Here is a 22,904-nt window from a genome sequence, read left to right on the forward strand (position 1 = left end):
AGGGGCGTCAAGACACGGCGCCCATCCGGCAGGAACCACTGCGCCGTCTCCGACGCACCGAGTGCCCGTTGTTTTTCAACTGCCTGCCGTGGATCGACCGGTTGGAGGACGATGGAGGTCTGTCCGTGGGGTGTTTGTGGACGCGACGTTTTCTGGAGTGGGCCATGGCCGAGAGCGTGCCGGTGCGGTGTCCGGCCTGTCGGCGCGAGCATGTCTATGCGGCGCCGTCGTACCCCTGTGTGTGCGGTGCACCCGTCACGCCCGAGCTCGACCGGGACGCGGTCCCGGAGTCCCTTACGCATCACACCTGGGACGACGACTGGATCACGGTCCAGTGCGCGGCCTGCGGCCGGCAGGACCAGTGGCCGCGGCCCGAACTGGGGTGTCCCTGCGGGACGGTGCTTCGGGTGCCGTTGGCTGAGGAGCGCGGCTTGGGTGTGGGGGCGAGTACGCATACGGACGGCGAGCCGGAAGCCACAGACTCCGGCGCCGACGTCGACGGAGGCACCGCTGACGGCACCGACGAAGGAGCCGACCAGCCTGCGTCCGCTCCACCCGGCTCCCGTCGCCCCCGCATTCCTCTCCCCCGCGCGGCGCCTTCGCCCCGGCCGCCCTTCAACCCGGTGACGATACGTACGGCTCGGGATGCCGTGACCGCCGCTGCTCTGTACCTCCGGTGGCTCGGTTACCAGGAGATCCGGCGAGCGGACCAGCGGCCGCCTTCCGGGATCGGGTTGGCCGCGCGTGGCGTTCTGGCGCAGGTCGATCCGACCTTGCGGCCGGCCTCTCTGCGTGACGTGGAGTGTCTGTGGCTTACGGCGATGACGGAGTCGACGGGGTGCGTCTACTTTTCCCTGGCCGGGTACGCGGAGGATGCTCGCTCCGTCGCCGACTCCCTTGGCGTCCCGCTCTTCGTGCTGGACCTCACGGGGACGCCACAGCCGGTGAACAGCTTGGCTGACGAGCTGGTCGCCGCGGGGGCTTGAGCTCGGTTTCTTTCCCCACCCCGCCCCTTCCCGTAACCAGGGGCTCCGCCCCTGCACCCCGCTGGGGGCTTCGCCCCCAGACCCCCTCGGGGCTGGCCCCGGCCCGCATCCCGGGGCCAAGCCCGGACCCACTGGGGCTGCGCCCCTGGGCCTCTTCAGGGCTCCGCCCCAGACTCCCTCGGGGCTGCGCCCCGGCCCCATCCCGGAGCCAGCCCCAGACCCACCGGGGCTGCGCCCCTGGGCCTCTTCAGGGCTCCGCCCCAGACCCCGTTCGGCCTGAACGGCCTCGCCCTAAGCTCCCCCAGCTACCGCTGGAAGGTACGACAACGGCGGCCCCCAAGACCACAGCCGGTCTCGGGGGCCGCCGTCACGCATGCCCCGAATTGACCAACAGCGTCCCGGAGTTGGGCCGGTGCGCGGGGCGCTGTGTTGTGAAGGGTCAGGTCTGGGCGGCGTACGAGACGAAGTCGATCCAGGTGGCAGGAGAGAGGGCGAGTTGGGAGCCCTGCTTGTCCTTGGAGTCCCGGACGTGGACGGTGTCGGGGCAGGTGGCGACTTCTACGCAGTCGCCGGAAGCGGTGCTGCTGTAGCTGCTCTTGAACCAGGCCAGGTCGGACGTGCTCATAGGTCTCCTCGCATCCGCTGCAACAGGCTCACGGAGTCCTGGAAGGTGAGAGCCTGTGAACGCATCCTGGCATACCGCCTTTGGAGCACGCTGACCACTTTCGAGTCCGAGATCAACTGGCCGCTCTCCGGGGCCTCGGTATAGGCGAACCACTTGTTCTCGGGGGTTTCCAGCAACTGCACGGGGCCATGGAGTCCAGCGTGTGACTCCTGCACCATAGGCATGATCTGGATCTCGACGTTCCGCAGCCAGCCGATCTCCAGCACGTGATCGATGAGCTCCCGCGTGACGTCCGCCCCGCCTGTCCGCCGTACAAACAGCTGCTCTTCCAGGATGAAACCGAAGGTGGTGTTCGGCCGCTCCGTCAATAGCCGCTGTCGCTCCGTCCGGGCAGCCCACCGTTCTTCGATTTGCGCGTCGTCCAGCGGCGGCAACTCGTCGGCGGACATTGCCCGCGCGTAAGTCTCCGTCTGCAACAGCCCTGGAACCACGCGGCATTCGTACGTGTACAACGTGATCGCCGTCGCCTCCAGCCGGGCCCACTGCCGGAACCACGCCGCCAACCCCGGCTGCCGTGCGAGGTGCCGTACCGACTTCCGCAGCGCCCCGGTGTTGCCCGTAGCCTCCTCCGAGCGTTCCACCAGCGTCGGGTCCGGCATCCGGCGGCCCAACTCCACCGATGCCACCGTATGTTTGGAGAACCGGACCAGTTCGGCGAACTCCTGCCTGCTCAGCCCCGCATGTTCGCGCAGGGCCTGGAGGACTGCGCCGAAGGTTCGCAGGCTGTCGGAGGATTCCGGTTCGCCGCGGAAGGTGGCCGGGACTGCGGCCGCCGCCTCCGCCGGCGTACCGTCCGCCTCCGCCCCGCCGACATCCGTACCGACCGTGCTATCGACCACCCTTGGCCACCTCCCGCGCACCCGCCCCGCCGCACACACCCAACCCGCCCATGATTACGAAGCGTTATGAATACTGTCCAGCCCGTAACCGCGTACGCTCGCGCAGCGTACGCGGCCGCGGCCTCCTCCCCGAGCCGCGGAGGGGAGGGAGGCTGTTGCGCGAACTTGTGACACTTGGGTGGGCAAGTGTCACAATTCTGCGCAACAGCCTCCCCTCCCGGACCGATGGGTGGCGGCCCCGGGCTCCAAAAAATCAGCAGCTCAACCACCAACCGCCACCCCACACTTGACCCCATGCCCATAAGAGCCGCCACCCCAGCCGATCTCCCCCTCCTCCAAGACATCGAGCGTGCCGCCGGTGAACTCTTCCGCCCGCTCGGTATGCCGGAGATCGCAGACGACGCCCCGCCCTCGCTCAACGTGCTGGAGCGCTTCCGGCAGGCGGGCCATGCCTGGGTGGCCGAGGATGACGCCAGCGGGCGCGTTGTGGCTTATCTGGTCGGAGAGCCGGTGGACGGTGCGTTTCATATCGAGCAGGTCACCGTCCACCCGGACGCGGGGCGGCGGGGCGTGGGCCGCGCCCTCATCGCGTACGCCGCCGAGCGCGCGCGTGAGGAAGGGCTGACCGCTCTCACGCTGACCACGTTCGCGGAGGTCCCCTGGAACGCCCCGTACTACGAGCGCCTCGGCTTCCGCGTCCTGACCGGGCCCGAACTCACCCCGGGCCTGCGGAAGATCCGCGCCGCCGAAGCCGAACACGGCCTCGACCGCTGGCCGCGGGTCTGCATGCGCCGAACCTCCGACACGTAAGGACGCGTAAAAACACGTAGAGACGCAGGTCACATTCGTGCGTGTCACATCTCGTCGCGCCGCCCCGTCGTACACGTGAAGCCACCAAACAACGACGGAGGAGCTCATCGTGGAAGCTCGCTTGGACATCATGGCCCGCCCGAACGCAGCCAAGGCCTTCAAGCACATCGTCGCGGCGAACAAGGCGCTCGCGGACTCGACGCTGCCGCTCTCGACGCAGGAACTGGTGAAGCTTCGCGCCAGCCAGATCAACGGCTGCGGCTTCTGCACCGACATGCACAGCAAGGACGCCATACACGCCGGGGAAACCTGGACGCGCCTCAACATGGTCGCGGCCTGGCGGGAAGCCACCGTGTTCACCGAGGCCGAGCGCGCGGCCCTGGAACTGGCGGAGCAGGGCACCCGTATCGCGGACGCGGCCGGTGGTGTCACGGACGAGGCCTGGGCGAACGCCGCCAAGTACTACGACGAGGACCAACTCGCCGACCTGGTATGCGTCATCGCCATCATCAACGCCTTCAACCGCGGAAACGTGATGATCCAGACGCCCGCAGGCGACTACCAGCCCGGCATGTTCGGATAACGCGGATCACGGCAAGCAGTACGACTACGCCCCGGGCGCCTCTCGCAGAAGCGGGAGCAGGAGCCCGGGGCGCAGTACTCGCTAGTCCGCGAACCGTTCCCGCAGTTCTACCTTCCGCACCTTCCCCGACACCGTCATCGGAAAGGAGTCGAGAATCCGCAGCCGACTGGGCACCTTGTAGTGCGCCAACTGCCCCGCGCAGAAGGCCCGTAGCTCCTCCAGAGTCAGCGGGTCGGCCGGATCGCGCGGAATGACGCAGGCGAGTACCTCCTCGCCGTACCGCTCATCCGGTACGCCCACCACCTGGACGTCCGCGATCTTCGGGTGCGCGTACAGGAACTCCTCGATCTCGCGCGGGTAGATGTTCTCGCCGCCCCGGATGATCATGTCCTTGATCCGGCCGACGATCTGGACGTACCCGTCGTCGAGCATCACGGCCAGGTCCCCGGTGTGCATCCAGCGCCCGGAGTCGACGGCTTCGGCGGTTTTCTCGGGCTCGTTCCAGTAACCGAGCATCACGCTGTAGCCGCGGGTGCACAGTTCACCGGCGGAGCCGCACGGCAGTGTCACTCCGGTCGCCGGGTCTACGACCTTGACCTCGATGTGCGGCAGTACGCGGCCGACCGTGCCGGTGCGGTGTTCCAGGTCGTCGTCGCGGCGGGTCTGGAGGGAGACGGGCGAGGTCTCGGTCATGCCGTAGCAGATGGAGACCTCGGCCATGTGCATCTCGGACACGACCCGTTTCATGACCTCGACGGGACAGGGCGAGCCCGCCATGATGCCGGTGCGCAGGGAGGAGAGGTCGTACGTCGCGAAGTCCGGGAGGTTCAGTTCGGCGATGAACATCGTCGGGACGCCGTAGAGGGATGTACAGCGTTCTTGCTCGACGGCCTTCAGCGTCGCCGCGGGATCGAAGGACGGGGCCGGGATGACGACGCACGCGCCGTGGGACATGGCGGCCAGATTCCCCATCACCATGCCGAAGCAGTGGTAGAAGGGCACCGGCACACACACCCGATCCTGCTCGGTGTAGCCGCACGTCCGGCCCACCCAGTAACCGTTGTTGAGGATGTTGTGGTGCGAGAGCGTGGCGCCCTTCGGGAAGCCGGTGGTGCCCGAGGTGTACTGGATGTTGACCGGGTCGTCGCAGCTCAACTCAGCTTCCAGGCCCGCCAGTTGCTCGTACGGGATCGACGCCGCGCCCGCCACCAGCGCGTCCCAGCTCTCGTCGCCGATGTAGACCGTCTCGCGCAACTCCGGGCACTTTCCCCGCACTTGACCGACCAGCGCCCGGTAGTCGCTCCCCTTGTGCGCGAGTGAGGCGACCAGGAGCGAAATCCCTGCCTGCTTCAGCACGTACTCCAACTCATGGGCGCGGTAAGCGGGGTTGATGTTCACCATGATCGCGCCGAGGCGGGCGGTCGCGTACTGGATGAGCACCCATTCAGGACAGTTGATCGCCCAGATGCCGACCCGGTCGCCCTTCGCGACCCCCTTGGCGAGCAACCCACGCGCCACCTCGTCGACCGCGGCGCCGAACTCCTCGTACGTCCAACGCCGTCCGGAGGGCACATCCACGAGCGCGTCCCGCGAGGGATATGTGGCGATCGCCCGGTCGAGACGGGATCCGATGGTGTCGCCGAGCAAGGCCGTCTCGCTCGTCCCGTGCGCATACGAAATCTCGGTCACCGGAAGTCCTCCTCGCGGTACTCGGCGTCCGACCCCGCCGCCGTCGCCTCGCGCAGCTCGATCCGGCGGATCTTGCCCGACACCGTCTTGGGGAGATCGCCGAACTCCAGGCGTCGGATGCGCTTGTACGGGGCGAGGGTGGTGCGCGCGTGCTCGAAGAGGACCTTCGCCGTGTCGGGGCCCGGCTCCCAGCCCTCCGCGAGGACGACGTACGCCTTCGGGACGGCGAGCCGCAGTTCGTCGGGGGCGGGGACGACGGCCGCCTCGGCGACAGCCTCGTGCTCCAGGAGGGCGCTCTCCAGCTCGAAGGGGCTGATCTTGTAGTCGCTGGCCTTGAAGACGTCGTCGCTGCGTCCGACGTACGTGATGTAGCCGTCGGCGTCGCGCGAACCGATGTCGCCCGTCCGGTAGTAGCCGCCGGCCATCGCTTCCGCCGTGCGGTCGGGGTCGCCGTGGTAGCCGGTCATCAGCCCTACGGGCTTGTGGGACAGGTCGAGTGCGATCTCACCCTCGTCCACGCCTGGCACTCCGGACACCGGATCGAGCAGTTCGACCTTGAAACCCGGGCTGGGTCGCCCCATGGAGCCGGTCTTCAGCGGCTGGCCGGGGCTGTTGGACACCTGGACGGCCGTCTCGGTCTGCCCGAAACCGTCCCGGATCGTCACACCCCAGGCCCGCCGGACCTGCTCGATGACCTCGGGGTTCAGCGGCTCCCCGGCGGCGACGGCCTCGCGCGGCGGGGTACGCAGCTGGGTGAGGTCGGCCTGGATGAGCATGCGCCACACGGTGGGCGGGGCGCAGAAGGTCGTCACGCCTGCGCGGTCCATCTCCGCCATCAGGCGGGTCGCGTCGAAGCGCGTGTAGTTGTGGAGGAAGACGGTCGCCTCGGCGTTCCAGGGGGCGAAGAGGTTGGACCAGGCGTGCTTGGCCCAGCCGGGCGAGGAGATGTTCAGGTGGACGTCGCCGGGCTTGAGGCCGATCCAGTACATGGTCGCCAAGTGGCCGATGGGGTACGACACATGGGTGTGCTCGACGAGTTTGGGGCGGGCGGTCGTACCGGAGGTGAAGTACAGCATCAGGGGGTCGTCGGCGTGGGTGACGCCGTCGGGCTCGAAGTGAGCGGGGGCCGCGTAGGCGTCCTCGTACGACCGCCAGCCGTCGCACTCGCCGCCGACGGTGATGCGGGTGTAGCGGCCGGGTACGTCGTCGAACTTGGCGGTGTCCTCGGCCCGGACGATCACATGCCGTACGCGTCCGCGCTCGACGCGGTCGCGCAGGTCAGCGGGGCCGAGCAGCGGGGTCGCGGGGATGACGACGGCGCGCAGCTTCATCGCGGCGAGGGCGGTCTCCCACAGTTCGACCTGGTTGCCGAGCATGACGAGGATGCGGTCCTCGGCGCGTACGCCCTGCCGGCGCAGCCAGTTGGCGGTCCGGGCCGAGCGTTCGGACATCGCGGCGAAGGACAGCTCGACGCGTTCGCCGTCCTCTTCGACGATGTGCAGGGCCGTGCGGTCGTTGCCGCGGGCGATGACGTCGAACCAGTCGAGGGCCCAGTTGAAGTACTCCGGCCGTGGCCAGCTGAAGCACTTGTAGGCCGTGGCATAGTCCTCGCGGTGCTCCAGCAGAAAGTCCCGCGCGCTGCGGAAGCGCTCCGTCGGCGTCGTCATCCGTCTTCCTCCTCGAACCCGGCCACATTGCCGGGCGACTCAATGACATCGTGTAGTCGTGACGTGGATCTCACTACCCCCGAACGGGGGGTGCGCTGCGGCGGAGGGAACGGGCAGATGGTGGCGGATGTGACCGGAGCAGTGGAGATGCGGGGCGCCCTGATACGGCTGCGGCGCGCGACGGGGCTGCCGGTCGCCTTCGGCGGCCTGGTCGAGCCGGATCGCGGACAGATGCGGATCAGCGAGCTGAACGGCAACAGGACGACGGCGCTCAGCGGGCTCGCGGTGACCTCGGGCAACGGGCTCGGCGGCAAGACCGTGGCCCTGGCCCGGCCCTGCGCCGTCACCGACTACTCCTTGTCGCGGCAGATCAGCCATGAGTACGACGCCGCGGTCGCGGCCGAGGGGCTGCGGTCCGTCCTCGCGGTGCCGGTTGTCGTACGCCGCCGGGTGCGCGGAGTGTTGTACGGGGCGCTGCGTACGGCTCAGCCGCTGGGCGACCGGACGCTCACCGCGGCGGTGGAGGCGGCGCGGGACGTGGAGCAGTCGCTGGTCGTACGGGACGAGGCGCAGGGTCTGCTGGCGGCGGCGCGCGAGCCGGAGGCGGGCGCGGCGTGGGAGCAGGTCCGGGAGGCGCATGGGGCGTTGCGGGCGCTGGCTCCGCGGGTCGCGGACCCGGAGCTGCGGGCCGAGCTCCTCGCGGTCTGCGACACCTTGGCGGAGGCACCGGCTCCGGTCGCGGACGGTGGGGTGCGGATCACTCCGCGTGAGCTGGACGTCCTGGTCTGTGTGGCCGGCGGTGCGACCAACGCGGTGGCCGCGGAGCGGCTGGGGCTGCGGCCGGAGACGGTGAAGGCGTATCTGCGGTCCGCCATGCGGAAGTTGGAGGCGCATACGCGGCTGGAGGCGGTGGTGGCGGCTCGACGGGCGGGGCTGCTGCCCTGACGTGGAGGTCGACAGTGGGCGGCCATTCAAGATCGGGCGCCCTGAAATCCCGTATACCGAAACCGTGAACCACGTCTGAACTTGTTATTTCCCTCACCGTCCACCCCTCCGAAATTCAGGCGGTCTTTGCTTAATATTGAAACGGACACGACATGAGAGGGGCGGTGCGCGTGCGACGGGATGTCGAGGAGCCTGTCAGACCCCGTTCCGACCAGGTCATCGGCCGGGACGAGCTGCTGGGGCGGGCGCGTGACCAGCTCTCCGGCGGCGGCAGCGTCCTCTTGCACGGGCCGCCCGGAATCGGGAAATCGACCATGCTCCGCGCGCTGGACGCGGAATACTCCGAATCGGCTCGCACTGTGTTGCGCTGCTCGGCCACCGAGTCGGAATCCCACCTCCCCTTCCTCGCCCTCGTCGATCTGCTCGGCCTTGTCGCCGACGAGGTGGCGGACGCGCTGCCGCTCCCGCAGCGTGCCGCGCTCGAGGCGGCGCTCACCGGCCGCGGCGAATCGTCCCTCCACCGGGACGGACTGGCGCTGCGCCTCGCGGTGTTGTCGGTGCTGCGCGCGCTGGCGGCCAGAGGGCCCGTTCTCCTCGTCGCCGACGACCTTCAGTGGCTGGACGCGCCCAGCGCCGAGCTGCTCGGTTTCGCGGCCCGTCGCCTCGGCGGGATGCCGGTTCGGATGCTGGGCGCGGTGCGTACGCGGACCGAGCCGAAGGAGCAGGAACACACTCCGTATCTACGCGCGTATCCTCCGGAGTCGCTCGCCCTGCGCCTGGCCCCGCTCACCGGCTCCAAGGTCTCCGAACTCCTCACCGCCCGCGGCTACACCGGCCTGCGCCGCTCAACCGTCCGCGACATCCACCACACCAGCGGCGGCAACCCGCTGTTCGCGCTGGAACTCGGCCGCGCCCTGGCCGAGAGCCCGACACCGCCCCGCCCCGGCGAGCCGCTGCCGGTGCCGACCTCGCTGCGCGCCCTGGTCCTCAGCCGCCTCGACCTGCTGTCCGCCGAGGCCCGGCGCACGCTGCTCGTCGCGAGCGCCGGGGCACGCCCCACGCTCGCGCTGCTGCGCGCCGCGGGCCGGGACGACGCGGAGTCGGAGACGGCGCTCGCGGCCTCCCTCGGGCTGGTGGCGACGGGCGGCCCGGACGGCCAGGAGGGGACCGTACGGTTCGCGCATCCGCTCGTTTCGGCCGCGCTCTACGCGCAGGCCACGCCCCAGGAGCGGCGGGACGCCCATGCCGCGCTGTCCACCGCGGCCTCCGACCCGATCGAACGGGCCCGCCATCTGGCCCTGGCCACCACCGGCACGGACGAGACGGTCGCCGCACGGCTCGCCGAGGCCGCGACACTGGCCCGGGACCGCGGCGCACCCTCCGTCGCCGCCCAACTCGGCCTGCTCGCCGCCCGGCACACCCCGCCGGACGCCCAACCGGGCGCGGACGAACGCCGGTTGAGGTCCGCCGAGGACGCGCTGACCTCCGGAGACATCGACCTCGCGCGGGAGGTGGCCCGTGACGTACTGGACCGCGCGACCGACGCGGCGATCCGCGTACGCGCCTGGATGGTCGTCATCGACGCGGCCGGCCAGGCGATGGCCGAGGTCGAGTCCGTCTTCCCGCAGGCCCTCGCCGACGCGGGCGACGACCCGCGGCTGCTCGCGCTGGTCCGCTACCAACTCGCCTGGCGCGCCCTGCTCGTCGAGGGCGAGATGACGAAGGGCCGCGAGGAGGCCGCACACGCCGCGCGGCTCGCCGCCACGGCCGCCGACCGGCGCACCGAGCTGATGGCGCTGTCGTTCCAGGCCCAGATGGAGACCCTGATGGGGCATCCGGACGCCCCGGCCACCCTGGAACGGGCACTCACAGAACCGCAGGACCCGCAGGTGGCCTGCGATCACAACGGCGCGGGCGCCACCCGCTTCCGCTGGCAGATCATGAGCGACCAGCTCACCGAGGCCCGTACGACGATCACCGGGCTCCTCGGCGAGGTCCGCCGGCGCGGCATGGTCGAGGCCGAAGTGCACTTCCTGCGCGGCCTCGCCGAGACCGAACTGCGCGCCGGGCACTGCGGCCGCGCCCTCGACCTCGCCCACGAGAGCCTCGCGCTCGGGCGGGACACCGGCATCGGCGAGGCGGCGGGCCACATGTTCACCTCGCTCGCCGAGGCCGCGGGCGGCGACGTGGACCGGGCCCTCGCCCTGGCCGGCGACGCGGTCAGCCGCGCCGAGGAGGACGGCGACCTGATCTACCTCTCGCGCGCACTGGGCGCACGCGGCCACGCCCAGCTCGTGGCCGGGAACGCCGCGGGGACGGTCCAGTCACTGCGCAGGGCACGGGAGTTGGAGCAGGGGCTCGGCATCTTCGATCCCGCGCGCGGCCGTTGGCACGGTGACCTCGCCGAGGCGCTGATCCGGATCGGCGAGCTGGAGGAAGCCCAGGACGTCATCGACGCCACACGCGAACACGCGTCGCGGCTCGGGCGCGCGAGTGTCCTGGCCGTATTGGACCGGGCAGAGGCCCTGCTGAAGGCCGCACACGGCGAACACGAGGCGGCCGTACGGCAGTTGACGTCGGCGCAGGAACAGCTGGCGAAGCTGGGGTACGGGCTCGAAGAGGCGCGGGTGGCGCTGGAGTTGGGGCGACTGCGGGCGGAACGGGCGCGGGGATCGGGTGGATCCGGGGGACCCAGGGGATCGGTGGGAGCAGGGGGGTCGGGACGGTCGGTGCGGGAGGCGTACGACGAGGCGACGAGGCTGTTGCGGCGGTGCCGGGCTGTGCCGTGGCTACGGCAGGTGGAGGCGGCTGTCGCGGGCGGCACGGGGGCTGTGGGCCCGATGGGCGCGGTGGGCTCCGCGGGCGCCGTGGGTTCGGTGGGCCCGATGGGCTCCGTCGTCGGCGCCGGCTCGCCGACCGGCGCCCGGTCCGCTCCGGTGGAACTCGACCGACTCGCCCAGACGGAACGCCAGGTCGCCGCGCTCGTACTCGAGGGTGCCACCAACAGGGAGATCGCGGCACGCCTGTTCATCAGCGTGAAGACGGTCGAGGCAACACTGACGAGGGTCTACCGGAAGCTGGGGATCAGGTCGCGGGTCGACATCGTGCGGTTGGCGGCGGGGCAGCAGCGGACGGGGTGAGACACCCCCACCCACTCGCGGAGAGGGACCGAAGGGAACCGCGCGGCGGGTGACAAGGGCGGTCGCGCGGCCGGTGACCGAGAGGGGCTGCGCGGCGGGGTGGACGAGGGGGGCACTCGGCCGGCGCTCAGGGGCGGTCGCGCGACGGATGGCCGAGAGGCGTCGCGCGGCGGGTGCCCAAGGGCGGTCACGCGGCGGACCGCCGAGACGGTCACTCGGCCGGTGCCCAAGGGCGGTCACGCGGCGAACCGCCGAGAGGCGTCGCGCGGCGAGTGGCCGAGGGCGCCCAACCCGCCGGAGGCACGGGGACCGAGGGCGCACCATCCACCTCCACGCCCACCCACGCGCGGTGGCGCCCAATCCGCCGGAGGCATAGGGGCCCTGAGGGCGCACCACCCACCACACGCCCCATCCACCCGCAGAGGGCGCCCAACCCGCTGGAGGCATAGGGGCCCTGGGGACGCGCCACCCACCACACACCCCACCCACCCGCCGGAGGCACGGGCGAGGGGGCACCACCCGCCTCCACGCCCCACCCACCGCGGTGGGCAACCAACTGCCGGAGGCAGGGGGCCTGGGGGCGCAGCCCCCAGTTTCGGGAAGGGGCGGGGCTGGGGAAAAGAAGACCCTCCGCCGACGGAACCCGGTGCCCCGCAAGTCCGGTCGCGCGAAGGGTGATAGAGGGTAATCCCTCGTCAACTCCCGCAGGGAGTTCCCTAGTTGGGAAACCAAGGCCCCGCTTCTAGCGTGGGACCACGCCCGCAGGCCGTCGCACCGCGCCCCCCACACCGCTCAGCTCCCCCCACAGTGCAACCCCCACCGGCACTCCTGAGGAGACTCATGTTCGGGCTCACCCTTGCCAAGAAGGCCGTCGCCGTCACCGCGGCGGTCGCCGCCGCCGCGACGACCGGCCTGCTCGGCGCGACCACCGCAAGCGCCGCTCCCAACCCCATCGTCGGCGGCACGACGACCACGGCCTCCGCGTACCCGTACGTCATGCAGATCACCGACGCCTCCCAGAACCAGTTCTGCGGCGGCACCCTCGTACGGGGGAACAAGGTCATCACCGCCGCCCACTGCCTGGTCGGCGAGACCACGAGCAGCATCAGAGTGGTCGGCGGCCGCACCTACCGCAACGGCACGAACGGCACCGTGGCCAGAGTCAGCAAGATATGGATCCACCCCGACTACAGATCCGTCACACGGGGCGACGACGTAGCCGTGCTCACCCTGTCGACATCGATGCCGTACTCCCCCATCGGCTACGTCTCCTCCTCCGACACCGGCGTCTACGCGACCGGCGCCACCGCCCGCATCGTCGGCTGGGGCACCACCAGCTCGGGCGGCTCCTCCTCCAACCAGCTGCGCACCGCGACGGTCCCCACCGTCTCGAACTCCTCCTGCTCCTCCGCGTACGGTTCACGCTTCATCGCCAGCGACATGGTGTGCGCGGGCTACACGCAGGGCGGCGTCGACACCTGCCAGGGCGACAGCGGCGGCCCGTTCGTGATCGGCGGCAGGCTCGCCGGCATCACGTCGTGGGGCGACGGCTGCGCCGACGCGGGCGTCCCCGGCATCTACACCCGGCTGACCACCTTCTCCTCGCTGGTCACGACCCAGATCAACTCCTGACCAACAGGCTCCCGACCAACAGACTCCTGAGTAACCAACTCAGGTAAAGCCAGGGGGCGTTGCGAGCAGCCACGAGCGGCTCGCAACGCCCCCTATCCACGCGTCCGGACGCGTCCGGTTTCCGGACCGTACGACCGGCGCCCTCAGGCACGTACGACCGGCGGCGCCCTCAGGTGCGTACGACCGGCGCCTTCACGTGCGTACGAAGGTGTCGAACCGGATGTCGTACGACGCTGCCGTGCTCAGGACCGACAGCATCCGCTCCGCTTCCGCGACCACCTCGTCACGCTCGCGCCCGGTGAGGGGGTCGAACAGCTCGATCGTGACCACGGCGCGGTCGCGCGACTCCTCGAGCTGCCAGATGCCCCGGAGGAAGCCGTCGACGAGAAGCGTGCGGTAGGCCTGATTGCCTTGCCAGTGGCGCCCCTTGTTTTCGGCGGGGACCACTCGGGAGCGGTCGGCGTGCGAGAGGAGCAGGTTGTCGAACTCGGGCAGGAGGCGGGGTGGGGCCGGAGTGTCCGCGTCCGGGCGGGGGGCGTCCGGGAGGTCGAAGAGTTCGACGCCGTTCTCGTCGCGGAAGGTGATCAGTTCGGGTCGTAGACGTTCGAAGGTCTCGCGCAGCCGGGTGAGGCCGGCCCAGGTCTGCATGTCCTTGACGGAGGCGGGGCCGAAGGCGGCGAGATAGCGCAGCACGGTGTCGTCGGGTGCGGGGGCGGGTTCGGTGGGGCGGCCCAGCCAGTGTTCGGCGGTGGTGAGCGCGACCTGGCCGCTTCTGCCCCACATGCCGCGCGGAGTGACCTGGACGAGGGGCAGTCGGCAGCGGGCCGCGACGGAGAGGGCGAGCGGGTCGGCGTCGGGCCACTCGGCGAGCAGCGCCTCACGCAACTGCTTCATGGTGCGCGGCTCGGCCTCGACGAGTTCCCGGCTGATCGCGGTGAGCCGGTCCAGGTCGACGCCGACGAGGCCTTTGCGGAAGCCGTACAACTCCCTCTCGCGCGCGGCCTGCACCAGCGGCCGCAGTGTGAGGCAGTCGTCGGCGGTGTGCGTGTGGATGGTGGAGCGCATGGTCACGATGCGTACGACCTCGCGGGCGCCCATCGCCGCCGACAACTCCTCGGGATCGAAGCCCTCGAGGCGGGCGGCGAGCGCGTAGTACGGGGGCTTGACGTTCTGCGCCTGGAGACCGACGAGGTGCTCGACAGCGTCCGTCGCGGACAGGGCGGCCCGACGCAGGAGCAACTGCCGGTCGAGGGTCGCCCGGTTGAGGGCGCGGGCGCTCAGCACGGGGGCGGGCGAGGTCTTCGTCATGCTTCGCAGGCTAGCGAGGAACGCGGACAGATTCTGTCCTCGTGCGAGGTCGCATTCCCGGTAATTCCTGAGGCTTTCCCGGGGCTTTCCTGGGGACTTCCGGGATCAGTCAGACTCGGGGATGGGCCACACTCGGGGTCAGGCAAGACTCAGAGACAAGCAAGGACACCAGAGCCCGCAGGGACAGCCATTCGATCCGACCCGATCCGACCCGATCCAATCTGATTCGACTCAACACGGGAGGCAGCCGCGATGCCGGAGCGCCGTACCCGCCCCGCACCCGCCGCGAAGAGCAACCGCAAGTCGGTGTGGCGACGCGCCATGACCCCGTCGGGGCCACCGTCCTCGGAACCGCCGGCTCCCCGCACCGCTCCTTCGTCCACGACTGAGGCGGAACCGCGCAGCATCGTCCAGGCGGCGCTCTATCGCGACGGCGTACGCGTCTCCACGCCCGAGTCGCTCGCCGAGACCTACCGTGAGCTGCGCAAGCAGCAGGACGGTATGGCGTGGATAGGGCTGGCCCGTCCGACGGAGGCCGAAATCCTCTCGCTGGCCGACGAGTTCGACCTCCACCCGCTCGCGGTGGAGGACGCGATGGAGGCCCATCAGCGCCCCAAGCTGGAACGCTACGGCGAGACCCTGTTCGTCGTCCTGCGCGCCGCCCGCTACCTCGACGCACCCGAGGAGGTCGACTTCGGCGAGCTCCATGTCTTCGTGGGCCCCGACTTCCTGATCACGGTCCGGCACGGCGCGGCCCCCGACCTGTCGGCCGTACGCCGCCGGATGGAGGAGAGCCCGGAGCTGCTGAAGCTGGGCCCCGAAGCAGTCCTCTACGCGATCCTGGACGCGGTGGTCGACGGCTACGTCCCGGTCGTCACCGGCGTCCAGAACGACATCGACGAGATCGAGACCGAGGTCTTCCGCGGCGACCCCGAGGTCTCCCGCCGAATCTACGAACTCTCCCGCGAAATGGTCGAGTTCCAGCGCGCCACCCGCCCCCTGGTCGGCATGCTGCACGGCCTGATGGCGGGCTTCGCGAAGTACGGCACGGACGAGGAGCTGCAACGGTATTTGCGTGACGTGGCGGACCACGTCACCCACACCAGCGAACGCGTCGACGGCTTCCGCCAGGCCCTCACCGACATCCTCACGGTGAACGCCACGCTGGTCACACAGCAACAGAACGCGGAGATGCGGGCGTTGGCGGAAGCGGGCTTCGAACAGAACGAGGAGATCAAAAAAATCTCATCGTGGGCAGCGATTCTCTTCGCCCCGACGCTGGTCGGGACGATCTACGGCATGAACTTCGAGCACATGCCAGAGTTGAACTGGGTACTCGGATACCCCTTCGCGATCGTCCTGATGGCGGTCGTCTGCACCAGCTTGTACGTCATCTTCAAGCGACGTGATTGGCTCTGAGCCGTCACCCGGGGGATCGGTCGCTCCGTACTATCGAAGGCCCCCGATCCGCGGGCGTCTCGAGGGTCCCTAGCCGTTCCTAGCCGCCCCTAGCCGGTGACGCGCTCAAAGGTCCATTGCTGGTTGGTGCTGCCGGTGGCGCGGTATTGGATCAGTGCGGTGCCGTCGGCCGTGCTGCCTCCGTTGACGTCGAGTGCCTTGCCGCTGTTGCGGTTGACCACGAGGAAGACGCCGTCGGTCTGCGGGCGCAACTGCCACTGCTGGCTCGCGCGGCCGTCGGGGATCGACTGCACGATGCGCGCGCCGTCGGCCTTCGAGGAGCCTGCCACGTCGAGTAGCTTGCCGCTGCGCACGCACATGATGGTGTGGTAGCCGTCCCCGGTGGACTGGAAGGCCCACTGCTGGTTGGGTTTGCCGGTGTAGGGCCACTGGATCACGGCGGCGCCGTCCGCGTTCGAGGTGCCGGAGACATCGGCGACCTTGCCGCTGCGCACGCTGACGCATTTGTAGGGCCTGGTGGGGGCGAGGGTGTACTGCACCGAGTCGAAGTCGACGTGGCCGGTGCCGTTCGGGTTGTACGTGAAGAGGCCGACCCGGTCACCGCGGTAACCGCCCCAGGTGAGCTGGTAGGTGCCGCCGAATGTGGTGAACGCGTTGCCGTCGAGGCTGTAGGAGAACCGGCTGACTCCGTTGACGTCCCATGAGGTGCGCAGCCACACGGCGTTCTGGGTGATCACCGGACCGTTGGTCAGGGTGCCGCCGACGTTGTGCGCGATCGTGGTGGTGGTCCCGGAGCGCCGGACGCCCAGCCCGGCATAGGTCGACGCGTAGTGGCACAGCCCGGCGTGCTGGCCGTCGGCGAGGCCGGCCAGTTCGAGGCGGACGGTCACCGTCGCGCTGCCCGCCGTGCGCATCACCCGTTGGGTGAGGGTGTTGCCGACCTTGGTCAGGTTGTTGGGCGCCAGCGGTGCGAACGCCTTCAACCGCAGGTAGCCGGGGCGTTCGGTCAGCGACCAGTGGTCCGCGCGCGGCTTGTAGTGCCATTCCCACTGTGGCTTGAGGCGGGTGTCGGTGAACAAGTCGCTGGTCACCACGGGGGGCAGTGCGTCGACCGGCAGACCGGGGGTGCCGCCGGCGGGCACCTTGCCCGTCCACACCATGTTGCCTATGCCGTCCGCGCCCACCGAGCCAAGGATCGGCCAGCCGTCCACCCAGGTCACCGGCAGCAGGGACAGTACGCGTCCCTCCCAGGCGCCGGTGCCGTGGTGGGTCACAAAGTGCCATGCGCCGTTCGGAGCCTGCACCAGCCCGCCCTGGTTGGGCTCGCGGTCCACCGAGGGGTTGACGTGCTGCAACTGCCGGGTCTCGAACGGGCCGGTGAGGCTGGAGCCGCGGTTCATCATGAGTACCCGGCCCTCGGACTTCACCTCGCTGAACATGTGGTAGTAGGTACCGTCGATCTTGTAGAGCTTGTTGGCCTCGCTGCCCCGTGACTGGTGGATGACCGTGGGCGAACCGACCAGGGACTTGCCGTCCGCGGACAGCTTGAACAGGTTCACCTTGTAGGCGTCCGCGTAGTGCGTGGTGACCAGGTAGCCCTGGCCGTCGTCGTCCCAGAACGGGCACACGTCGTTCCAGCCGGTGGTCCGCCACAGCGAGTGCAACGGCTCCCACGGCCCGGTCGGCGAGGGGGCCGACGTCATGAAGAAGCCTTCGTCGGGCGTGTTGAAGTACACCCAGTACCGGCCCGCGTGGTGGCGGATGGACCCGGCCCACACGCCACGGCCGTAGCGGTTCATCCGGTCCCAGTTCAGCTCCGGTCCGATACGGGTGACATCGTCGACCGCGCTGCCGAGCGTCCGCCAGTTGACCAGGTCCTTCGAGTGCAGGACGGCCATGCCGGGCGAGTACCCGAACGTGCTGGTGATGCCGTAGTAGTCGGTACCGACCCGGATGCAGTCCCAGTCGCTGAGGTCGGCCGGGATGATCGGGTTGACGTACGTGCCGTCGCCCTGGTCGCCCCACGTACCGGCCGGAGGGACGGCTGCCGTCGCCGTGCTTGATGGCAGCACGCCCGGCAGCAGCAGGGCCCCGGTCCCGACCGCGGCGAGCCGGCCGAGCTGTCTTCTGGTGATGTCCACGATTCTGTCCTTGGTGAGGGGGGAGGTGACGCTGGGCCCGGCGGAGCGGCTGGCGAACGAGGGGTCTATCTGGGGTAGTTGGGCACGGGCCGCCGACAGTCGGATGGAGGCCGGCTGAACCCGCGTCCGTCGCGTCAGCGCGGCTTGAGGATGATCGTCTGGCCGCCCGCGGGAGCCATCGCCACGTCCAGCTTGGTGGCCGAGGTGACCGTCCGGGTGCTGACCACGACCGGCGTCTGGTAGGGGCTGGCGCCGGGGGTGCCGTCGGCGTAGACGGTCGCCGTGTAGGTGCCGCTGCCCAGGAACGTCAGCGGGAGCGACAGGGTCCGGGACGTCTCGTTGGTCATCGCGCCGACGTACCAGGTGTCGCCGTGGCGGCGGGCGACGGCGGCGTACTCGCCGATCGATCCGGCGAGGGTGCGGCTCTGGTCCCAGCTGGTGGGGATGGCGTCGAACCATGGCAGCCCCGGCCAGTTGGCCGTGTTGGCGTACTTGGCCGGCATGTCGTACCAGTACAGGAAGCTCAGCGGCTGGTAGAAGACCGCCGCCATGGCCATCTGGTGGACGTTGGTGGTCCGGTTCCGCGACTGGCCGTAGCAGATGGTGTAGTCGATGGGCCCGCCGATGTTGCGGGCGAACGGCAGGGTCACGTTGTGGCTCGCGGTCGGGAAGCGCTCGTTGCCGCGCACGCCCTCATTGGTGATCCAGTTCGGGTACGTCCGTTCGTAGCCGAACGGCCGCACGTTGTCGTGCATGTCCATCAGCAGGTTGTACTTGGCTGCCGTCCTGACCCAGTTCGTGATCTGGTTCGTCATCGCCTGGGTGCCGTCGTTGACGAACCCGAGCTTGACGCCCTTGACGCCCCAGCTCTTGTAGAGGCTGAACAGGCTGTCGGGGGTGTGGGCCGCTACGCGGTCGACGTAGAGGATGACGCCGATGCCCTTGCTCGTGGCGTAGGAGATCACCGAGGGCAGGTCGATCTCCGGTATCGGCTTTGTCGCGTCGCTGCCTCTGACGTCGCCGTACCAGCCGGCGTCGTACTCGATGTACTGCAGGCCGCGAGCCACGGCGAAGTCGACGCCCGCCTTCCCGGCGGCGGTGGTCAGCTGTACCCGGAAGACCTTGCCGGGCTTGATCCACGAGGTGTCGGCCAACGCGCTCGCGGGGGCCAGGTTGAGCACCAGCTCGGCGTTGTCGACCAGTTCGGCGTGAGTGGAGCCGGTCACCAGCGCCCGCCAGGGCGTGGCGAACGGTGTGGTGACCGTCGAAGTCCTCTGGACCTTGTCCGAACCGCGGGCGGTGTACTCCATCAGGTGGGCGGCGAGGGTGCCCGGCTGCCCGGACACGGAACTGAGCATCAGCCGCGGGAAGTTGACACGGGAGGATTCGCAGATGCTGGCGATCAGGCTGCCGCCGGCGTAGGTGGCGGTCAGCGGCAGGTCGGTCAGCGGGCCGGTGTCCGTGGTCGAGGAGCCCGTGGAGGGGATCGAGCCGGGCGCGACCGGGTTGTACGGGTCTTCGTCACGCGCGCTGTAGACCAGGGTGCCGTCGGGGAAGGCGAACGTGGTCAGCTCGTCGGCGATGGTGGCGGTGCCCCTGCCGAGCAGTACGTACCGGAGGGCGACGCCGGTCGGGTAGGCGCGGATCTGGACGCTGAAGTTGATCCGCGAGGCGGTGTCCTGGAGGTTCCAGCGCATCTCCTGGTACCGGTCGCGGACGGTCGCGTTGCGGCCGTACACCGGAGTCCAGGTCTCGTTGATGGTCCAGTGCTGGTACTTGGTGATCACCGTGCCGGCGGCGCCGAGCACCGTCCCGTCTCCCAGCTTGAGGCCGAGAGCCGAAGTGCCGACCACCGTCGCGCCTCTTCGCTTCGCCGACCAGCTGAGCTTGCCCGAAGTCAGCGACATGGTGATGGTGTTGCTGCCGTCGGGGGCCGTCGCGGTGACCGAGGCGTCGGCCGCCGCGGCCGTCCCGGCGGCGCCGGCACCGAGCGCCGTGGCTCCCACGGTGACGGCGGTGCCCTTGAGGAGTCCCCGCCGCGAGAGCCCTCCCGGGGCGCCGGTCGACGGCTGTTCAGGTAGTGCGGGGCTCGCTGAATCTGCCATGACTCGTACACCTCTCTGGTGCGTGCATTTCGATGTGAACATGAATAAATGAGGTCAAACTGTCCTGATTTCAGGCGCAGTTGGGTATGCCGTGAGGTTCCGTACTCAAGCTGGAGCCGCTCACAGCGGGAGGGTCAGGAGAGGAATCCCTCCAGGACGAGGGTCGCCGCGCCGAGGCTGACCGGGTTGCGGTCGATGGGGCAGAGACTGATCTCGGTGCCTTCCCAGGGTTCGGCGAGGGCGTAGCGGGCGGCGGTGTCGCGTACGTGCGGCAGGACGGCGCTTCCCAGGCTGTCGGCGACCCAGCCGGTGAGCACGATGGTCTGCGGGTTGAACAGGTTGATCAGGTTGGCGATGGCGATGCCGAGGTAACGGCCGGTCGTGGCGATCGCCTTCTGTGCGGCGGGGTCTCCGGCCGCGTGGGCGGTGGCCAGGGCGTTGATGGTCGCCATCTGGTCGTCGGGGTACAGGAGTTGACTGTCCGGGTCGGTTTCCGCGAGGTGCTGCATGATGCCGGGTGCGCCCACGTAGGTCTCCACGCATCCGACGCATCCGCGGCGGCACTTGCGGCCGTCGATGACGAGGTTGGTGTGGCCCCATTCGCCGGCCGTGTTCGTGGCCCCGCGGTAGAGCGATCCCTGGACGGCCAGGCCCGCGCCGACGCCGGTTCCCAGGGTGAGGACGGCGACGTTTTCGTGGCCGCGGGCGGCACCGAACCACAGCTCGGCGACGGTGCTCGCACGCAGCGGGTTGTCGAGGATGACCGGCAAGTCGGGGACCCGGTCGGTGAGCAGGGCCAGCAGCGGTACGTCGTTCCACTGCCAGTTCGGGGCGAAGACGGAGGCCGTGCCGTCCGGCCGTACCTGGCCGGGGATGCTGACGCCGACCCCGAGAACCCTGCCGCGCTCCACGTGGGCCTGCGCGATCGCGTCGTCGATGCCGCGGACGATGCGGTCCACGACGTAGTCCGGCGAGTTGGCGTGCGGGTGCAGCTCGTACTCGGCTCTGGCCAGGACCCGTAGAGCGGGATCGAAGACCTCGACGTGGACGTAGGTCTCGGCGATGTCGACGCCGATGAGCCGGGGGCCCTCGACGGCGGGCGCGAGCAGGTTCCTCGGTCGTCCGCCCCCGGAAGCCTGCTGTCCGATCTCGGCCAGAAGCCCCAGCTCGTGCAACTCGTTGACGATGTCGGAGGCGGTGGCCACCGACAGGCCCGTGGTTGCGGCGATGTCACGCCTGACGACGGGCGCCGAGGCGATGAGATACCGCATCACCGCGAATCGGTTGGTCCGGCGTATGTCCTGGTACGTCCGCTTCAACGACGTCGTCCTGTGCTCGATGGGACTGGGGCGACTGATCGTAACCACGGGGTGCGCGCCGTTGGAACTGCCGTGCACAGACTTTTTCTGACTTGTTGACGAAGGGGTGTAGCGCGCATAACCTGCGTCTCGATCCGCTCGCTGCACCACCGTCAGCGGCAGGAATTCCCCCCTCCGATTGCGCGCCCCCACCCCACGGGCTTCCCGTCCCGCTCTCACCGGCCGCACTTCCGCAGCCGTCCGTCCCGCTCTCACCGGCCGCACTTCCGCAGCCGTGCCCAGCGTCATCACCCGCCGTCGCGACCTGTCCCCAAGGCCCGGTCCCACGCCCGTACTTCACAGCAGAGGTGGCCATGTCCCCTGAGCAGAACCCCAGCAGACCGTTCGGCCGCAGATCCTTCCTGCGCGCTTCCGGCACCGTGGCGGCGGCGGGATTCCTCGCCGCGTGCGCCGGGAACACCGGTCGCGGCGGCGGCGCCGCCAGCGGTAAGGCGATCAGCCAGTGGTACCACCAGTACGGCGAGGCGGGCACCCAGCAGGCGGCGCTGCGGTACGCGAAGGCGTACACCAAGGCGAACGTCTCGGTGCAGTGGATCCCCGGTGACTACGCCTCAAAGCTCTCCAGCGGCCTGGTCTCCAGCAACGGCCCCGACGTCTTCGAGTTCCACCCCGACGTGCAGATGGCCAAGTCCGGGCAGATCGTGCCGCTGGACGACATCATCGCGGACGTGAAGTCCGACTTCACGGAGAAGGATCTGGCCGCCAACTCGGTTGACGGCAAGGTCTACGGCATCCGCATGATCGACGATCCGCAGTTCCTGTACTACCGCAAGAGCCTGCTGGAGAAGGCGGGCGTCGAGCCCCCGACCACCTTCGACGAGCTGATAGAAGCGTCCCGCAAGCTCGACAAGGGCGGGGTCAAGGGCCTGTACCTGGGCCTGAAGGGCGGCAGCGACATCCTGGCCAGCCCGCTGGTGTGGGCCACCGGCAGTGAACTGCTGACCCCCGACCACAAGGTCGCCTTCGACAACCCGGAGACGGTCGAGGGCCTGAAGAAGATGCGCGAGCTGTACAAGAGCAAGACGCTGCTGCTCGGCGCGCCCACCGACTGGTTCGACCCGTCGGCGTTCACCCAGGGCCTGACGGCGATGCAGTGGTGTGGCTTGTGGGCGATGCCCGGCATCCAGAAGGCGTTGGGTGACGACTTCGGCATCGTCCCCCTGCCCGCCATCGGCAGCGCCGGCCGCCAGGTGGTCTACAACGGCGGCTGGTCCACCTACGTAAGCGCCAAGGCCAAGGACGTCGACGCGGCCAAGGCGTTCGTGAAGTGGCTGTGGATCGAGCAGACGAAGTTCCAGGAGGACTGGTGCACCTCCTACGGCTTCCACATCCCCCCGCGCAAGAGCCTGGCGGCGAAGGCCACCAAGCTGCAGAGCGGCACCGCCGCCGAGGCGGTGAAGCTCTTCGAGACCAAGGGGCACTACGACGACCCGTACTGGACCCAGGGCATGATGACGATTTCCCAGGACATGGTGAACAACGCCGTGGTCAGCGGAAAGAACCCCGAGTCCGAGGTGGCCAAGGCCCGTACCCGGGTCGAGGCCGAACTCAAGAAGATCGCCTGAGGGGCCCTGAC

The 22,904-nt window shown here is 69.5% G+C and carries 16 protein-coding genes; 8 read left to right on the top strand and 8 right to left on the bottom strand.

The features are described from left to right. Nucleotides 1-164 precede the first annotated feature (164 nt). Complete coding sequence (locus tag ACQEVY_RS09340) at nt 165-986, top strand: hypothetical protein (RefSeq protein WP_432946730.1); 822 nt, start codon at nt 165-167, stop codon at nt 984-986. A gap of 439 nt (nt 987-1,425) precedes the next feature. On the opposite strand, the gene ACQEVY_RS09345 is transcribed toward ACQEVY_RS09340, so the two are convergent. Together ACQEVY_RS09345 and ACQEVY_RS09350 are read right to left on the bottom strand one after the other, a co-directional pair. Continuing rightward, nucleotides 1,426-1,611: a DUF397 domain-containing protein gene (locus ACQEVY_RS09345; RefSeq protein WP_432946732.1), complete on the bottom strand. Its 186-nt coding sequence runs from the start codon at nt 1,609-1,611 to the stop codon at nt 1,426-1,428. After that, a complete protein-coding gene (locus ACQEVY_RS09350) occupies nt 1,608-2,510 on the bottom strand; it encodes a helix-turn-helix domain-containing protein (protein WP_432946734.1) in 903 nt (300 codons plus the stop codon). Before ACQEVY_RS09350 ends, ACQEVY_RS09345 begins: the two co-directional genes overlap by 4 nt. 294 nt (nt 2,511-2,804) lie before the next feature. Here ACQEVY_RS09350 and ACQEVY_RS09355 point away from each other — a divergent pair, with 294 nt between their 5' ends. After that, on the top strand, nt 2,805-3,320 hold the full coding sequence (locus tag ACQEVY_RS09355; protein WP_432946736.1) for a GNAT family N-acetyltransferase: 516 nt from the start codon (nt 2,805-2,807) through the stop codon (nt 3,318-3,320). Between the two features lie 109 nt (nt 3,321-3,429). Continuing rightward, nucleotides 3,430-3,903, top strand: a complete 474-nt coding sequence (locus ACQEVY_RS09360; protein WP_432946738.1) for a carboxymuconolactone decarboxylase family protein — start codon at nt 3,430-3,432, stop codon at nt 3,901-3,903. A gap of 81 nt (nt 3,904-3,984) precedes the next feature. Here the strand turns inward: ACQEVY_RS09360 and ACQEVY_RS09365 are convergent, their stop codons facing one another. Together ACQEVY_RS09365 and ACQEVY_RS09370 are read right to left on the bottom strand one after the other, a co-directional pair. Then, nucleotides 3,985-5,592, bottom strand: coding sequence for an AMP-binding protein (locus ACQEVY_RS09365; RefSeq protein WP_432946739.1), 1,608 nt, complete (start codon nt 5,590-5,592; stop codon nt 3,985-3,987). After that, a complete protein-coding gene (locus ACQEVY_RS09370; RefSeq protein ID WP_432946741.1) occupies nt 5,589-7,259 on the bottom strand; it encodes an AMP-binding protein in 1,671 nt (556 codons plus the stop codon). Before ACQEVY_RS09370 ends, ACQEVY_RS09365 begins: the two co-directional genes overlap by 4 nt. A gap of 117 nt (nt 7,260-7,376) precedes the next feature. On the opposite strand from ACQEVY_RS09370, the gene ACQEVY_RS09375 reads away from it, so the two are divergent. The 3 genes from ACQEVY_RS09375 (at nt 7,377) to ACQEVY_RS09385 (ending at nt 12,976) form a co-directional block, all read left to right on the top strand. After that, nucleotides 7,377-8,204, top strand: coding sequence for a response regulator transcription factor (locus ACQEVY_RS09375; protein WP_432955137.1), 828 nt, complete (start codon nt 7,377-7,379; stop codon nt 8,202-8,204). 170 nt (nt 8,205-8,374) lie between these two features. After that, nucleotides 8,375-11,344, top strand: a complete 2,970-nt coding sequence (locus ACQEVY_RS09380; protein WP_432946743.1) for a helix-turn-helix transcriptional regulator — start codon at nt 8,375-8,377, stop codon at nt 11,342-11,344. Between the two features lie 840 nt (nt 11,345-12,184). Then, nucleotides 12,185-12,976, top strand: coding sequence for a S1 family peptidase (locus ACQEVY_RS09385; RefSeq protein ID WP_432946745.1), 792 nt, complete (start codon nt 12,185-12,187; stop codon nt 12,974-12,976). Between the two features lie 192 nt (nt 12,977-13,168). Here ACQEVY_RS09385 and ACQEVY_RS09390 read toward each other — a convergent pair whose 3' ends face one another. Next, the gene (locus tag ACQEVY_RS09390) at nt 13,169-14,284 is read right to left on the bottom strand and encodes a winged helix DNA-binding domain-containing protein (protein ID WP_432946747.1); all 1,116 of its coding nucleotides are present in this window, start codon (nt 14,282-14,284) and stop codon (nt 13,169-13,171) included. 252 nt (nt 14,285-14,536) lie between these two features. Here ACQEVY_RS09390 and ACQEVY_RS09395 point away from each other — a divergent pair, with 252 nt between their 5' ends. Further along, a complete protein-coding gene (locus ACQEVY_RS09395) occupies nt 14,537-15,703 on the top strand; it encodes a magnesium and cobalt transport protein CorA (RefSeq protein WP_432946749.1) in 1,167 nt (388 codons plus the stop codon). Nucleotides 15,704-15,792: 89 nt separating this feature from the next. Here ACQEVY_RS09395 and ACQEVY_RS09400 read toward each other — a convergent pair whose 3' ends face one another. The 3 genes from ACQEVY_RS09400 to ACQEVY_RS09410 form a co-directional block, all read right to left on the bottom strand. Beyond that, entirely contained in the window at nt 15,793-17,844 is a 2,052-nt protein-coding gene (locus ACQEVY_RS09400; protein WP_432946751.1) for a family 43 glycosylhydrolase, read from the bottom strand. A 134-nt stretch (nt 17,845-17,978) separates the two neighbouring features. Further along, entirely contained in the window at nt 17,979-19,949 is a 1,971-nt protein-coding gene (locus ACQEVY_RS09405) for a glycoside hydrolase family 97 catalytic domain-containing protein (RefSeq protein ID WP_432946753.1), read from the bottom strand. 134 nt (nt 19,950-20,083) lie between these two features. After that, nucleotides 20,084-21,268 carry an ROK family protein gene (locus ACQEVY_RS09410; RefSeq protein ID WP_432946755.1) on the bottom strand — a complete coding sequence of 395 codons (1,185 nt, stop codon included), beginning with the start codon at nt 21,266-21,268 and terminating at the stop codon, nt 20,084-20,086. A gap of 353 nt (nt 21,269-21,621) precedes the next feature. Here ACQEVY_RS09410 and ACQEVY_RS09415 point away from each other — a divergent pair, with 353 nt between their 5' ends. Beyond that, complete coding sequence (locus ACQEVY_RS09415) at nt 21,622-22,893, top strand: ABC transporter substrate-binding protein (RefSeq protein ID WP_432946757.1); 1,272 nt, start codon at nt 21,622-21,624, stop codon at nt 22,891-22,893. The last annotated feature ends 11 nt before the right edge of the window (nt 22,894-22,904 follow it).

The sequence above is a fragment of the Streptomyces sp. CA-288835 genome (assembly GCF_050936385.1).
In the GTDB taxonomy this organism is placed as follows: Bacteria; Actinomycetota; Actinomycetes; order Streptomycetales; family Streptomycetaceae; genus Streptomyces.